This window comes from Zhaonella formicivorans (assembly GCF_004353525.1).
Classification (GTDB): Bacteria; Bacillota; DUOV01; order DUOV01; family Zhaonellaceae; genus Zhaonella; species Zhaonella formicivorans.
On the sequence record NZ_CP085524.1, the window covers coordinates 3,189,399 to 3,204,270 of the forward strand.

At 48.2% G+C, this 14,872-nt stretch carries 9 protein-coding genes; all 9 read left to right on the forward strand.

Annotation, left to right across the window (positions count from 1 at the left end):
• Window positions 1–141: 141 nt before the first annotated feature.
• The 9 genes from cdaA (at window position 142) to EYS13_RS15605 (ending at window position 14,869) form a co-directional block, all read left to right on the forward strand.
• Window positions 142–972, forward strand: a complete 831-nt coding sequence (gene cdaA, locus EYS13_RS15565) for a diadenylate cyclase CdaA (RefSeq protein WP_227764523.1) — start codon at window positions 142–144, stop codon at window positions 970–972.
• Entirely contained in the window at window positions 972–1,895 is a 924-nt protein-coding gene (locus tag EYS13_RS15570) for a CdaR family protein (protein ID WP_227764525.1), read from the forward strand. The genes cdaA and EYS13_RS15570 overlap by 1 nt, the downstream gene beginning before the upstream one ends.
• Before the next feature lie 244 nt (window positions 1,896–2,139).
• Window positions 2,140–3,780, forward strand: coding sequence for an NAD(P)/FAD-dependent oxidoreductase (locus tag EYS13_RS15575; RefSeq protein WP_227764528.1), 1,641 nt, complete (start codon window positions 2,140–2,142; stop codon window positions 3,778–3,780).
• Window positions 3,781–4,036: 256 nt separating this feature from the next.
• The gene (glmM, locus tag EYS13_RS15580) at window positions 4,037–5,368 is read left to right on the forward strand and encodes a phosphoglucosamine mutase (protein ID WP_227764530.1); all 1,332 of its coding nucleotides are present in this window, start codon (window positions 4,037–4,039) and stop codon (window positions 5,366–5,368) included.
• A gap of 290 nt (window positions 5,369–5,658) precedes the next feature.
• The gene (locus tag EYS13_RS15585; protein WP_227764532.1) at window positions 5,659–5,808 is read left to right on the forward strand and encodes a hypothetical protein; all 150 of its coding nucleotides are present in this window, start codon (window positions 5,659–5,661) and stop codon (window positions 5,806–5,808) included.
• Window positions 5,809–5,858: 50 nt separating this feature from the next.
• Window positions 5,859–7,682, forward strand: a complete 1,824-nt coding sequence (gene glmS, locus EYS13_RS15590) for a glutamine--fructose-6-phosphate transaminase (isomerizing) (RefSeq protein ID WP_227764534.1) — start codon at window positions 5,859–5,861, stop codon at window positions 7,680–7,682.
• Between the two features lie 571 nt (window positions 7,683–8,253).
• Window positions 8,254–11,364 (forward strand): DUF499 family protein, encoded by a 3,111-nt coding sequence (locus tag EYS13_RS15595; protein ID WP_227764536.1) that lies wholly within the window; start codon window positions 8,254–8,256, stop codon window positions 11,362–11,364.
• The gene (locus EYS13_RS15600; protein ID WP_227764537.1) at window positions 11,365–11,934 is read left to right on the forward strand and encodes a DUF3780 domain-containing protein; all 570 of its coding nucleotides are present in this window, start codon (window positions 11,365–11,367) and stop codon (window positions 11,932–11,934) included.
• Window positions 11,927–14,869 carry an anti-phage-associated DUF1156 domain-containing protein gene (locus EYS13_RS15605; RefSeq protein ID WP_227764539.1) on the forward strand — a complete coding sequence of 981 codons (2,943 nt, stop codon included), beginning with the start codon at window positions 11,927–11,929 and terminating at the stop codon, window positions 14,867–14,869. The genes EYS13_RS15600 and EYS13_RS15605 overlap by 8 nt, the downstream gene beginning before the upstream one ends.
• Window positions 14,870–14,872 lie beyond the last annotated feature (3 nt).

The window sequence follows — 14,872 nt, forward strand, 5'->3', positions numbered from 1 at the left end:
TTTTGTCGAAACTGCAAATAAACCTACCTTAATTTAGTAAGCCGTGATAACATAATAATAATATACTAACTGAGTTAAACAAAGGCAAATTTTTATTACATTATTCATAGAAAAATCTACCATCAAACTCGGAGTGGAAAGATGTTAACCAGGCTCTCTATTTTGCCAATCGACAATATATTCGATTTAATCTTGGCTTTAATCGATATCGTAATCGTGGCTTTTGTCATTTACCGTTTTATGATGTTGATTAAAGGGACCAGGGCCGTTCAATTGCTTAAAGGGTTGGCCGTACTGGTCGTTGCTTCTTTTTTAAGTAAGATGCTGGGACTGCAGACTATCCAGTGGATCCTGGAGCAGGTGCGCCTGGCCATTGTGGTTGCGCTTCCTATTGTTTTCCAGCCTGAACTCCGCAGGGCCCTGGAACAGTTAGGCCGGGGCAAGTTTTTTGCCAGGCCCATCACTTTTCTGGGGGAAGAGGATATGTCCCGCTTGATCAACGAGTTGGTCAGGGCAGTACAGATCCTTGTAAAGAATAAGGACGGAGCTTTAATTGTCATTGAGCGGGAAACCGGGATTAATGATTTTATTGAAACGGGTATTAAACTGGATGCCGTAGTTTCAGCTGAGTTTTTGGTCAATATTTTTGTACCGAAAACACCCTTACATGATGGAGCAGCTATTGTCCGCGGGGACAGGGTGATTGCCGCGGGCTGCTTTTTACCTCTCACCGACAGCCCTTACCTCAGCAAGCAATTAGGTACCAGGCACCGGGCTGCGCTCGGAATAACTGAAGTTTCAGATGCAGTGGCCGTAATTGTTTCGGAGGAAACCGGCACCGTGTCAGTTGCAGAAGAAGGTAAGCTCACCAGGTATTTGGATGAAAAGAACTTGCGGGAGCTGCTGGAGAACCTGCTCATGCCCCGTAATGTGCAGACATCAGGCAGTTTTTGGCATTGGAGGGGTAAATAATGCACAGGTTTTTTAAGACTAATCTGGCCTACCGGATTATTTCCATATTGCTGGCGGTTATTTTATGGATGTGGGTCACTACCGAGAAAAATCCTACTCAGGAAAAAGTATTACAAGTTCCTTTGGAAACCAGAAACCTGGCCCATGACTTGATGGTGGCCGATAAACCTGACAGCGTCAAAATTAGGATTGAAGGGCGCAAGAATCTAATCGATAATGTAAATTCCAGGGACATCAGGGCCTTTGTCAATCTCCAAGGGGCTACTACCGGTCCCAACATCAAACCTGTAGAAGTGGCTCTGCCTGTGGGGCTGCAGCTGGTCAACGTAAACCCTTCCCAGGTAAGTGTGGCTATTGACCAGATTTCTGAGGCCCAACTGCCGGTTGCTGTGCTGGTGCAAGGGCAGACAGCGCCGGGTTATACCAGTTTGGAGCCTTCAGTTACACCTACGGAGGTCATAGTCCAGGGCCCGAAAAGCCTCCTTGACGCAATTGACCAGGTTTTTGTAGAGGTTACATTAGATGAAAGTCCCGAAAGCCTCAAGGAACAGCTGCCGCTTAAAATAAAGGATAACAGGGGCAGGCTCATTCATGACATGCTGAGAACAAAGCCGGAATTTGTGGAGGTCTATATTCCGGTTTTAAAGGAGACACCCAGCCAAAAGCTTTTAGTTAAGCCGGCCATAATCGGTAAGCCTGCAGCGGGATACAGGATCAAAAGGGTGGCCGTGGAGCCTGACATTGTAGAAGCTTATGGGCCATACCAGAGCCTGGCAACGCTGGATTACCTGACTACGGAATCAGTGCTGGTGAGTGATCTTGCGTCTGACTTAATCCAGGAAGTACCGGTGATTACTCCTGATGAGGGGATTACCACCCAACCCAAAACGGTGAAAGTGGTTGTGGAAGTGGAAAGAGAGTAAAAGGGCCGCAAGCGCGGCCTCAGCTTGTAGACAAAGCCCACATGTATTATTTCGCTCTGGACAAGCTCCTACGCCTTTGACCTGCAGCACCGCTGCCGACGGCTGTGGAAACCAGTCCCGCTCCATAATACATGTGGGCTAACTCGTTTACAAGGGTGCACATGCTGGGATATTAACAATGAGCATGACAAATGCTATACTTGGCTGTAGATTGCTTTCACATTTATGCAGGAGTAGGTATATAATGAATATACGCTTGGAAAACGTCAAAACCGGCATTGATACTCCCCGGGAGGAACTGCTGAAAATAGCTGCCAAGAAGCTCAGAGTGCCGGAAAAGAGTATCAAAAGCCTGGCTATAAAAAAACAATCCCTGGATGCCAGAAAAAAAGAAAAATTAGCATTTGTGTATTCTTTGGATCTGGAATTGGCTGACAAGGAGCTGGCGAGGCAGCTCTTGCGTAAGAAGATGCCGGGTGTAGCGCCGGCGGAACAACCTTCACTCAAGCCCCTGGAGCGGGGAGCGGAGCGGCTGAAATTGCCCCCTGTAGTCATTGGAGCCGGGCCGGCAGGATTATTTGCCGCCCTGAAACTGGCCCAACTGGGGTATAAACCCGTAGTTCTGGAACGGGGCAAAAAAGTGGAGGAAAGGCACCGTGACATTTCTCTGTTCTGGGAAACCGGACAGCTAAATCCGGAATCCAATGTGCAGTTCGGTGAAGGAGGGGCCGGCACTTTTTCCGACGGCAAGCTGACCACCAGGAGCAAAGACCCCAGGGTGGCGGAGGTGCTGCATACTCTGGTGGAAGCAGGAGCTCCGGCAGAAATAACCTACTTCCATAAGCCCCATTTAGGCACTGACCGGCTGCGGAAAATTGTCTGCAATTTGCGGCAAAAACTGCTGGCTTTAGGAGCTAAAGTGTTTTTTCAAGCTACAGTGACTGATTTATTTTTTGAAAAGGGCCTTTTAAAAGCTTTACAAGTTAATCATAAATATGAATTGCCTGCGGAAGTGGCCGTTTTGGCTACCGGCCACAGCGCCAGGGACACTTTCGCCATGTTGGCCGCAAGGGATTTGCCCGTTGAACCCAAGCCTTTTGCCATAGGAGTAAGGATCGAGCACCCGCAAAGCTTTATTGACCGGGCCCAATACGGCAGCTACGCCGGTCACCCCGGCTTGGGGGCGGCAGACTACAAGCTGACCTATCAAAGCGAAAAGTACAACAGAGGGGCTTATTCCTTTTGTATGTGTCCGGGGGGTTACGTGGTAGCCGGTTCATCGGAGGAAAACACTGTTGTTACCAACGGCATGAGCGAGTACAGGCGTGATTCCGGGGTGGCCAACAGCGGCTTAGTGGTGACAGTGGGCACCAAGGATTATCCTGGCAATGACCCCCTAGCGGGAATTGCCTTTCAGAGGATTTGGGAGAAAAAAGCATTCGAGCTGGGAGGGAAAAATTATCACGCTCCTGCGCAAAAGGTGGAGGATTTCCTGGCGGACCGGTCCAGCACAGACTTGCAAGGTGCTGTCGCCCCCACTTATAAACCCGGTGTAACCCCGGCTAACCTGCGGGACTGTTTGCCCAAAGAAGTTGGTGAAGTATTGCACGAGGCGTTGTTGGACTTCGACCGGAAGATTAAGGGATATGCAGGTAAAGATGCCCTTTTGACAGGGGTGGAAACAAGGACTTCCAGCCCCATTCGCATCCGGCGCGGCGACGATTACCAGGTAATAGGCTTGAAAGGCCTTTATCCCGCCGGGGAAGGCCCGGGTTACGCTGGAGGTATTGTCAGCGCCGCCGTTGACGGGCTGCGGGTTGCGGAAGCAATCATTACCACTTATGCTTTACCTAGTGAGGAATATGATGTGATGTTTGATTTTTAAAATCCACCGCAGCACCGTCAGAGGCTGAAAAACCGTAACCAATTGTATCGTTGCTGCACTTTTTGATAAGCCGTAGAGCTCTATGTGAAGAGTTTGATTGTAAGCTGACGATCAGCGGACACAAAGGCACATTTTTGAGATGGCAAGAATATAGTTAACATAACTACGATTTAAGCTGCCAGCTGATGGCTGATGTAGCTGACAGCTGATAGCTAACATGCATATTTCCTGCATGTAGACGAGAGGAGTTAATGTTATGGGAGTTTTATTTGGTACGGATGGAGTACGGGGCGTAGCTAACAAAGAACTGACCCCTGAACTGGCTTTTAAGCTTGGGAGGGCTGCAGCCAACCAGCTGGCCAAGGACAGCAAAGAGGCCACCATTGCGATTGGCAAGGATACCAGGATTTCAGGAGACATGCTGGAAGCTGCTTTAACGGCGGGTATTCTCTCTGCCGGAGTCAATGTTTACCGGCTGGGTGTACTGCCAACACCCGGTATTGCCTATTTGACCAAAAAACTGGGAGCTACCGCTGGCGCTGTCATTTCTGCTTCTCATAACCCGGTGGCTGATAACGGCATTAAGTTTTTTGACTCAAGGGGCTATAAGCTCCCCGATGAAGTGGAAGAGCAAATTGAGGGCATGGTATTAGCAGAAGAGGATACCGCTCCCAGGCCCACAGGAACAGAGGTTGGCAGAATAATTGAAGTGGACAATGCAGTAGAGATATATGCTGACTTTGCTAAAAGCACTTTCCAGGGGAGCCTGGCAGGGTTAAAAATCGTGGTTGACTGCGCCAACGGCGCCTCCTATAGAGTTACACCAATGGTCTTACGGGCTTTGGGCGCGGAAGTAATTTGTTTACATAATAATCCGGATGGTACTAATATCAATCTAAACTCCGGCTCAACCCACCCGGAAAGCCTGATGGAGGCAGTAGTTATGCATAAGGCCCACCTGGGCCTGGCCCACGACGGTGATGCCGACCGGGTACTGGCTGTGGATGAAAAGGGCAACCTGGTGGACGGGGACCAGATTATGGTCATTTGCGGCTTGAGGCTGAAAGAAAAAGGGCTGCTGAAAAATAACACCGTTGTAGTTACCGTTATGAGCAACTTGGGACTGCACCAGGCATTGAAGAAAGCCGGAATAGCAGTGAAACAGGTCAAGGTGGGAGACCGTTATGTTTTGGAAGAAATGGTCAGGAGCGGGGCAAGTCTGGGAGGCGAGCAGTCGGGACATATCATTTTCCTGGACCATAATACCACCGGCGACGGACTGATGACGGCACTCCAGCTCCTTTTGGCAGCAGTTGAAAGCGGGCAGCCGCTCAGCGCTTTGGCGGCCCGGATGAAACGTTTTCCCCAAGTCTTGGTGAACGTACGGGTGCAGGATAAAAAACAGGCGATGGAAAACCCGGCTTTTCTTAAAGCCATCGAGGAAGCTGAAGCTACCTTAGGGGAAGAAGGCCGCATCCTGGTCCGTCCCTCCGGCACGGAACCCCTCATCCGGATTATGGCTGAAGGGCCTGAACAAGGCCAATTGGAAGAAATAGCAGAGCGGCTGGCAAGTATAATCAGGGGCTGATGGCCAATGCAGCCGTCAGCCTTCAACTGAGAGCCTTAGCCAAATCTTTCCAGGGTTCGGAAGGAACTAAATCTTGTTTCAAAACGTCTGAAATAATGTTATGATTATTTTTGTTGCATATAAGTCACCGGTCGCCGGTCCCGGTTTGCAGCGTGCAACCGGGGACCCAAGCCAATGGGCGGTGATAGATACTCTGGAATGGAGGTGAAACTGGAGCTATTTCCCTTTAGCGTAAGAAATGGAACATAAAAAAACAGAAAGCGCCAGAACCACATGTTGGGTGCACCGACATGAGTCTAACGACTGCCGCCACCGGCGGCATGGTTGACGAGGAGGAGGATGATCGAAATTTCGGCGGGTGTCCTCCCGGTCGGCTACGACCGCAAAGGCGGTACAAACCTAAAGAGCAATCTTTAGCACAAATACTGCCGGGTAGCTAAGTTCCGTTTCCTTACGCTTTTTTCAAATCAACGTAAGGAGTGAGTGGAAAATGTGTGGTATTGTAGGATATTTAGGCAAAAAGCAGGCAGCTCCCATTTTGTTGGGAGGGTTGGAGAAATTAGAGTACAGGGGCTATGATTCCGCGGGAATAGCTGTCTTAGCGGACAGTAGCTTGGAAATTGCGAAAACAGTTGGCAAATTGCAAGTATTAAAAGATAAATTAGTGGATAATTTACCCGCAGGCTACATGGGAATAGGCCACACCCGCTGGGCTACCCACGGTAAGCCTTCCGATACAAATGCCCATCCTCATACAGGATGCAGCGATGCTTTTGTGGTAGTGCATAACGGCATCATTGAAAACTACCAAAAGCTGAAAGAATGGTTGATTAATAAAGGACATACTTTTAAGTCCGAGACAGATACCGAGGTGCTGCCCCACTTAATTGAGCATCACTACAAAGGTGATTTGGCAGCTGCAGTACAAGACATGGTCCGTTTATTGGAGGGTTCCTATGCCTTGGCCATAATGAGCACCAAAGAGCCGGACAAAATAGTGGCAGTGCGCAAGGACAGCCCGCTGGTTGTGGGCCTTGGACAGGAAGAGTATTTCCTGGCATCCGACATCCCGGCAATTCTCAACCATACCAGGGAGACTTACATCCTGGAAGATGGCGAAATGGCTGTCTTAACTGCAGATGGCGTTACCGTATATAATTCCCTGGGAGAGAAAATTGTTAAAGAAATTTTCCATGTACAGTGGGATATCCAGGCAGCCGAGCGGGGCGGTTACCCCCACTTCATGCTGAAAGAGATCTTTGAGCAGCCCCGTGCAATAAAGGATACGACTTCCGGGCGCATTAACGATGCAGGAATTGTGGACTTAGGTTTGCAAATGACCCCGACAGAGATTGCGAAGTTCGAAAAAATTGCGGTGGTAGCCTGCGGGACTGCCTCCTATGCCGGTATGGTAGGCAAATACGTGATGGAAAAGATGTTGCGCATACCGGTTGAAGTGGATATTGCTTCAGAGTTCCGCTACCGGGACCCGCTGGTCGACGAAAAGACACTGGTGCTGGTAATCAGCCAGTCCGGGGAAACAGCAGATACTTTAGCTGCTCTCCGGGAGGCCAAAGCAAGGAAAGCTAAAGTTGTGGCAATTACCAACGTGGTAGGTAGCTCCGTTTCCAGGGAAGCTGATGAAGTGATTTACACCTGGGCCGGGCCGGAAATTGCCGTAGCTTCCACTAAAGCATATATTACGCAGCTGGTGGCTATCTATCTTTTGAGTATGCACCTCGCCCAGGCTAAAGGGATGATTTCACAGCATGAGGCGGAAGAGCTCGCTTTAGCTATAAAAAAATTACCTGAGTTAGCTGATGAAGTACTGGGACAGGCTGCAAATATTGAATTGTGGGCTAAGAGCATTGCCAAATGGGAAGATGCGTTTTTCATTGGCCGTGGTATAGATTTCGCTGTCGGCTTGGAAGGAGCCTTAAAACTAAAAGAGATCTCCTACATTCATGCTGAAGCTTACGCTGCAGGCGAACTTAAACATGGCACATTAGCCCTCATTGTAGACAATATCCCGGTAATTGCCCTGGCAACCCAGGAAGCACTTTTTGATAAAATGGTCAGCAACATTAAAGAAGTAAAAGCCCGGGGAGCCAACGTCACCGCCGTAGCTTTCGCAGGGAACGAAGAAATTCAAGCATCGGTGGATCAGGTAATTTACCTGCCCAAAACTCTGCCCATCCTGGCCCCGGTCCTCACTGTAATACCTTTGCAACTCCTGGCCTACTACGCCGCCGTCGCCAGAGGCAGCGACGTGGATAAGCCACGGAATTTGGCCAAGAGTGTTACGGTGGAGTAGGGCGCGAAAAAAGGGGTTCCGTTTAGGGAGTGATAAGGGGAAAGGGTTAAGGTTCAAGTCATAATGAAATAACAAAGGGATAAGTGCAAAGCCTTGAAAAGCAAGGTTTACGCCACTTATCCCTTTTTTCCTTTTATCCTTGATCCTGCCCATTTCGAACAACTTTTTACAGACAAAATAGAGAGGAATTTGAAAAAGAATATGGAAATCAGTACTGATTAACTGAAAAACTTTATTTCCTCCCATAAAATCCCATGCTTATTTTAAGCGGGTTGGAGGGGAGGAAACGGAAAGGTTTTTTGAAATTAACAACTGGAGGCATTTGGAAATGGCTTTCTTATAATTATTAATGTCTCCTATACTGAGCTTTGTTATTTTGAAAGCCTGGCCGAAAGTATTATTTGACAATTAGTCATCTGCTGCGCAACATGGTTTATACCTATTTTTTCACTCTTGATAAGGACAAAGAACGGCGGATTATTCGATGCGGCAGGCAGGACAAGCCTGGAATAATGGATTAAGTTGTATAAGTTTTTAAAATATGAAGTGGAATAAGAGAGGGGCTGAAAAAGTGAAAACCTTGTTTGAACTCTGTAGGCCGAGAGAGAGCGTCTTTGATGAAACGCAAAGGGATGATGTCTTAGATCTAACTGATTTAATTGAAAACCGCATCGATCCCCAGCGCTTTTTTGAGGAGAACTTCCTAACTCAAGGGATGAAAGTCTTATTGGAAACTGCTTTCAAGCGTTTCCACAGGCAGGGATCGACGGGCCTGATAAAACTGACCCAATCCATGGGCGGCGGTAAAACCCACAACATGATTGCCCTAGGACTTTTGGCCAAGCATCCCGAGTTAAGGCAGAAAGTAATGGGGGATAGATTCAGAGACAGCCATCTGGGAAAAATCAAGGTTGTGGCCTTCACAGGCAGGGAAAGCGATGCACCATACGGCATCTGGGGAGCCATTGCCGAGCAGTTGGGTAAGAAAGAAGTCTTTAAGGATTATTATACCCCTCTGCAGGCGCCTGGGCAGACAGCCTGGATTAACCTTTTAAAGGGAGAGCCGCTCCTTATTTTGCTGGACGAGTTGCCTCCTTACCTGGAAAACGCTAAAGCGAAAATGATCGGCGATTCGAATTTGGCCACAGTGACAACTACAGCCTTGGCCAATCTGTTCAATGCTTTGGGCAAAGAGGAGCTTTCCAACGTTTGCCTTGTTATTTCCGACTTAAAAGCCACATATGAGAGCGGAAGCGAGTTATTGCAGTCATCTTTTAAGGAACTGGAAAACGAGGTCAACCGTTCTGCTTTAAACATTGAGCCAGTAAGCAGCACATCAGATGAAATCTATCACATCTTAAGGAGAAGGCTTTTTAAGGAGCTGCCTGGGGAAAGTGAAATAAATGAAATTGCTAACGCCTACAAACAAGCCGTCCTGGAAGCGAAACAAATGGGGTATACCAATCTATCCCCAGAACAGGTTTTTGTGGGGATTAAAGATTCTTACCCATTCCACCCTTCCATCAGGGACTTGTACGCCCGCTTTAAAGAAAATCCAGGCTTCCAGCAGACTAGAGGCCTCATCCGCCTCATGAGGATTATCATTTCCCAGTTATACAGAGGAGACAAGCCAAAGGCCCAGGAGAAGTATCTGGTTAATGTCTATGTTTTTGACCTCAACGATCCAGAAATGCTTACAGCCGTGACCCAGATTAAACCTTCCCTTGCTAACGCCATTGCCCATGATATTGCCTCCAATGGTAAAGCTGTCGCCGAAATTGTTGATGCTACAATGAACGAAACCTGCATGCAGGATTTAGCTAAGTTGGTTTTGGTTGCATCCCTTGCCGACATTCCAAATGCTCTTCTGGGGCTTTCCTTGCAGGAAACAATAGGGTATTTGTGCGAGCCAGGGAAGGACATTACGCGGGTCAAAAGGGCCCTGGATGAATTTGTCATGCGGGCATGGTATCTCTTTACTGACAGGGACGGCAGGATCTTTTTCAAAAACACCAAAAACCTCATTGCCGAATTAAACTCGCTGGTGGATTCTTACGATAACGAAAGCGCCAAAAAAGAATTAAGGGCTTTTCTGGAGGAAAAATTTAAACCGACCGTAGGGGATTGTTATCAAAAGGTGCAGGTCTTCCCAGCCGTGGATGAAATCAGCCTTTCCGAAGATAAGGTACTCCTTGTGCTTTTCGAACCCTATACGGGAGGCTCGGGCCTACATCCAGACTTACAGAAATTCTACGAAAACGAACGCTATAAAAACAGGGTGATGTTTTTATCAGGCACAAGAAGCACCATGGATAAACTCTATCACGCTGCCAAGGAGCACAGGGCGATCAACCAGATTATTGCCAGGATGGAAGAAGAAAAAGTGCCCGAGAACAATCCCCAGTACCAGAAGGCTCTGGAAAAACGGGACAGGATCAAGCTGGAGCTTTTGCAGGCAGCCAGGGAAACCTTTGTGCAGCTCTACTACCCTGCCAAAACTGGGCTGTTAAAGGCTGACTTCTTTATGGAATTTACAGGCAATGATTATAACGGGGAAAAACAAATCAGGGATGTCCTTTTGCAGAGGCAGAAATTTACCGTTGATGTGACGGACGATAACTTCAGAAAAAAATGCGAAGACCGTTTATTTACCCAGAAGGAAATGCGCTGGAGCGATATTAAAGATCGGGCGGCCACCAACCCTGCCTGGCAGTGGCACCTACCGCGGGCTCTTGATGATTTAAAAGACGACATGCTGAAAAAAGGTATCTGGCGGGAGCACGGCGGCTATATTGAAAAACCACCGTTCCCGAAAGAAAAAACAAAGGTTTTGATTCAGGAACTTCGCAGGGATGACTCAACGGGAGAGGTGACCCTGAAACTTATCCCCCAGTATGGGGACAAGGTTTACTACGAAGTCGGGGCGCCTGCCACGACGGCTTCCAACCTGGTGGAGAATTTAAACGAATTTAGGACACGAGAACTTAAACTGTCGTTTTTGTGCGTAGACAGCACAGGAGGACATGAAACTGGTGACCCCGTGGAGTGGCAGAATAAAATCACCCTCAAATACAGGGTTTTTGACAGAGGTGATGATAAGGTCGTGGAACTTCTGTCAGCGCCCGCCACCACAATCAAATATACCACGGACGGCTCAAATCCCAAAGAATACGGCGGTATTTGCGACGGTGAGATTATCGTTCCCAAAGACTCTGCCTTTGTTTTGGCAGTAGCGGAAGCCCAGGGCATTTATTCGGAAACCATCCAAATAAAGATAGATAGGACAAAAGGAACTAGCATTACCATTTATAAAGATAAGCCTCTTAAACTGTATAAAAGGTGCAAAACCAGCGATACGGCGGAAACCTACCACGAGCTCGGCCTCTTAAAGAAACATGGCGCAGAACTCTCCGATGTGATTGTAACCTTGTACAGGGTTGATGATGGCGGCGGTGAAAAAGGCTGGATTGAGCTGACCATTGATTCTTCCCTGAAAGTGGAGATAGAGCGTTTGGAAAACAGCATTGATGCCGTAAGAAATAATTTCATAGCTGATGGTAAAGTGAACATCAGCCTGGAATACGGCACGGCACGGTTTGCCACGGGGCAGAACTTTATGGACTGGGTGGCCACGAAGAAAAAATCATTGCAAGATTTTAAGGAACAGGAGATTGTACAATAAATGGCGGAAAGAAGAAGGACAATCGGTTTTGGTTTTGATCCTTTTGAGTCGCAGCACCATTTTTTAGTGGTTATTCCCCGCAGTAATGACGGGAAGGTGATTATCTACGAACGCTTCAAGTGGCAGGAGGACGCAGAGGTCCATACTATTGATTATACCATTGACAGGCCGAAAGTGGAGCTGGGCAAATACAAATGGAAGCTCATCGAAGATGCCCTGAAGGACGAATTCAACAGCAGGCTGAAAAAGGAAAAGCTGCCCGTTGGCAAATGGCATATCGGGCAGGTACCTGTCCAGCGTCTTTTTGGCAAGGAAATGGTGCTTTTGGCCTGGGCCATTGAGGACTGCGACCCGTCGGTCATCCCGACGGCGATAAAAAACTGGCTGGGTTTAAGCCCCGAGGAGCGCTGGTGGCTTTTTACCATGACCAATGCCGCCTCGGGTGGGCTGAATGACAAACGTGGCTGGCGCAAGGCGGTAAGATATGCCCTTACCGAAAACCCCGTGGAAGAGTCCAATCGGCAGATGGAGCTTTTCGACCTGCTGATCGGCAGGAAAATAGATGACTAAAAGAGGCGGTGTGAGGATGGCTTATTCTGAGCAATCATTTATAGAGGTGCAATTCCCAGTATCAAAGGTATCCAAGGAAAGCTATAAGGAAAGAAAGGCAAATTTAGGACAGACCTTGACGGGACTTGGCAAATGGTGGGGCAGAAAGCCCCTCATCCTTATTAGGGCAGCTTTGCTGGGGTTGTTAATGCCTGCCAACGATAACCCCAAAAAGGATCGGGAGATATTTTTAAAAATCCTGACCATGGACGAAGCAGGACTGTGGCTGAGGAAAAATAAATCCATCCCAATGCAAGAGATCTATGACAACCTCACCCCAGGGGAGAGAAAAAGGTACTTTAAAGAAGAAAGTAATGGTAAGATATCTTACCGCAAAGATATAACCAGGGAAGAAAAGGAAAACCTGCAGCGGCTGGTCTTCAACAGGCTGTCTTATGACCAGAAATTAACTTACTGTGTAAGGCCTGAAGAAGTGGACAACCTCCCCGAAACAGAATGGAAAAAGATCAACGAATATCTTGGCACAAACGCCTCAACCCTTCAGGAACTAGTGCAGGAACTTGGCAGGAGAAGGTTCGGCAAAATCCCTGTGGTGGGTGACTGCTTCTGTGGCGGGGGGAGCGTCCCCTTTGAAGCGGCAAGGATGGGCTGTGATGTTTATGCCTCTGATTTAAACCCCATCGCCATGCTTTTGACCTGGGCAGCTCTTAATATCAACGGTAGTTCCGAGGAGGAGATCACAAGCTTGCGGGCATTTCAGGAGAAGATCTTTGAACTGGCCGACAAGCAAATTACCGCGTGGGGGATCGAGCACAATGAAGAGGGACACAGGGCAAACTCATATCTTTACTGCAATGAAACGGTCTGCCCCGAATGCGGCTGGCGAGTGCCTTTAGCTCCTTCTTGGGTGATTGGCAAGGGGACAAATACGGTAGCTATTTTAAAAGAAAACGCAGATAAAAAAGGGTTTGATATTGAAATAAAATCCGATGCCACCAAGGCGGAAATGGGGCAGGCGGAGAAGATGGCGACCATCCAAGACAGCAGTCTTTACTGCCCCCACTGTAAAAATACCACCCCTATAACTGCTATCCGCAGGGACAGAAAGCACGATGATAGAACGGTGGAATACGGCCTGCGCCGCTGGGAAGCCCATGAATTTATCCCCCGCCCCGACGATGTCTTTCAGGAGCGGCTCTACTGTATCAGGTATAAAAGGGAGTATGTGGATGAAAAGGGAAACGTAAAGACCGAAAGATATTACACCGCACCCACCGATGGGGCTCTGGAAAGAGAAAAAAAGGTGGTGCGGCTCCTTGAGGAAAGGTTTGCGGAGTGGCAGGAGAAGGGGTATATTCCAAACAGCAGGATTGAAGAAGGGGACGAAACCTCGAGGCTAATGAGGGAAAGAGGCTGGACTTACTGGCACCAGCTGTTCAATCCCAGGCAGCTCTTGGTGCACGGGCTGCTGATGGAACTGATTGATCAGTATGCGAAGACGAAGAAGGAGAAGGTTGTGGGGCTGCTGGGGGTGAATAAGTGCTGTGACTGGAATTCAAAATTAGGAGTATGGCATTCAGGAGCAGGAGTAGAGAATTCACAAAATACATTTCTCAATCAGGCTTTAAATACTCTTTTCAATTATGGGACCCGTGGGTTAACAAATTTAAAAAATAGTTGGTTATTTTCTATGAACAACTTTACCATTAGATATAATATCAATGTTTTAACAACATCTGACGCTCGTCAAATTAAAAATATAGCAGAGATCTGGCTTACCGACCCCCCTTATGCTGATGCAATAAACTACCATGAACTATCAGAATTCTTCCTCGCCTGGGACAAAAAGATGCTCCTCGATATCTTCCCCGAGTGGTATGCCGACAGCAAAAGGGCTCTGGCGGTAAAGGGGACGGGCGAGAGTTTTAACCAGAGCATGGTGGAGATCTATCGGAATCTGGCGGAACAAATGCCCAAGGACGGTATGCAGATTGTCATGTTTACCCACCAGAATGTAGGCGTGTGGGCAGACTTGACCCTGATTCTCTGGGCAGCAGGATTAAGGGTTACGGCAGCCTGGAATATTGCCACGGAAACCGATGCCAGCGGCCTTAAGCAGGGCAACTATGTTAAAGGCACTGTGCTCCTTGTGCTGCGCAAGCAGACTTCCGAAGAAACAGCCTATCTCGACGAGCTCTATCCCGAGATCGAGCTGGAAATAAAAAGACAGATTGACAGCATGCGGGAGCTGGATGATAAGGAAGATCCCAATTTCAGCGATACGGATTACCTGCTGGCGGCCTATGCGGCTTCCCTGAAGGTACTGACTTCATATAGGCAGATTGAAGACATTGATGTCAACTACGAGCTTTCCAAGACCAGAGTTTCTGGAGATGAATCCCCTGTAGAGAAAATCATCAACGAGGCGGTAAAAATAGCTTACGACTATCTGACGCCCAGCGGCTTTGATTCATATCTCTGGAAAATGCTGACGTCCGAAGAAAGGTTCTACATCAAAGGGCTTGACCTGGAAAAAGACGGCATCTACCAAATCGGGGCTTATCAGGAATTAGCCAGGGGGTTTGGGGTAAGAGAATACAAAGACCTCCTTGCTTCCATCCGTGCCAATCAGGCGAGGCTTAAGACTGCCATGGAATTCGGCATGCGCGGCTTGGGCGGTGCCGACAGCTTCAGCAAATCCCTGCTCCGCAATGTGCTGGCGGCTCTACATCAGGCGATCAAAGCCGAAGACACCATACAGGGCAGAAATTGGCTGAAAAACGAACTGCCCAACTACTGGAGCCAGCGAAACACAATCGTAGAGATCCTTGAATTTATATCCGCTTTCGAAAATATAGAAAATATGCCCCACTGGAAGGAAGAGGCAAGGTATGCCAGGCTCCTGGCCGAACTTGTAAAGAATGATAGTGTATAAGCA

What these genes read in the sequence shown, in the direction of transcription:
- glmS (WP_227764534.1), top strand. Translation starts at nt 5,859, where the DNA reads ATGTGTGGTATTGTAGGATATTTAGGCAAAAAGCAGGCAGCTCCCATT.
- EYS13_RS15605 (WP_227764539.1), top strand. Translation starts at nt 11,927, where the DNA reads ATGACTAAAAGAGGCGGTGTGAGGATGGCTTATTCTGAGCAATCATTT.
- cdaA (WP_227764523.1), top strand. Translation starts at nt 142, where the DNA reads ATGTTAACCAGGCTCTCTATTTTGCCAATCGACAATATATTCGATTTA.
- EYS13_RS15575 (WP_227764528.1), top strand. Translation starts at nt 2,140, where the DNA reads ATGAATATACGCTTGGAAAACGTCAAAACCGGCATTGATACTCCCCGG.
- glmM (WP_227764530.1), top strand. Translation starts at nt 4,037, where the DNA reads ATGGGAGTTTTATTTGGTACGGATGGAGTACGGGGCGTAGCTAACAAA.
- EYS13_RS15585 (WP_227764532.1), top strand. Translation starts at nt 5,659, where the DNA reads ATGAGTCTAACGACTGCCGCCACCGGCGGCATGGTTGACGAGGAGGAG.
- EYS13_RS15570 (WP_227764525.1), top strand. Translation starts at nt 972, where the DNA reads ATGCACAGGTTTTTTAAGACTAATCTGGCCTACCGGATTATTTCCATA.
- EYS13_RS15600 (WP_227764537.1), top strand. Translation starts at nt 11,365, where the DNA reads ATGGCGGAAAGAAGAAGGACAATCGGTTTTGGTTTTGATCCTTTTGAG.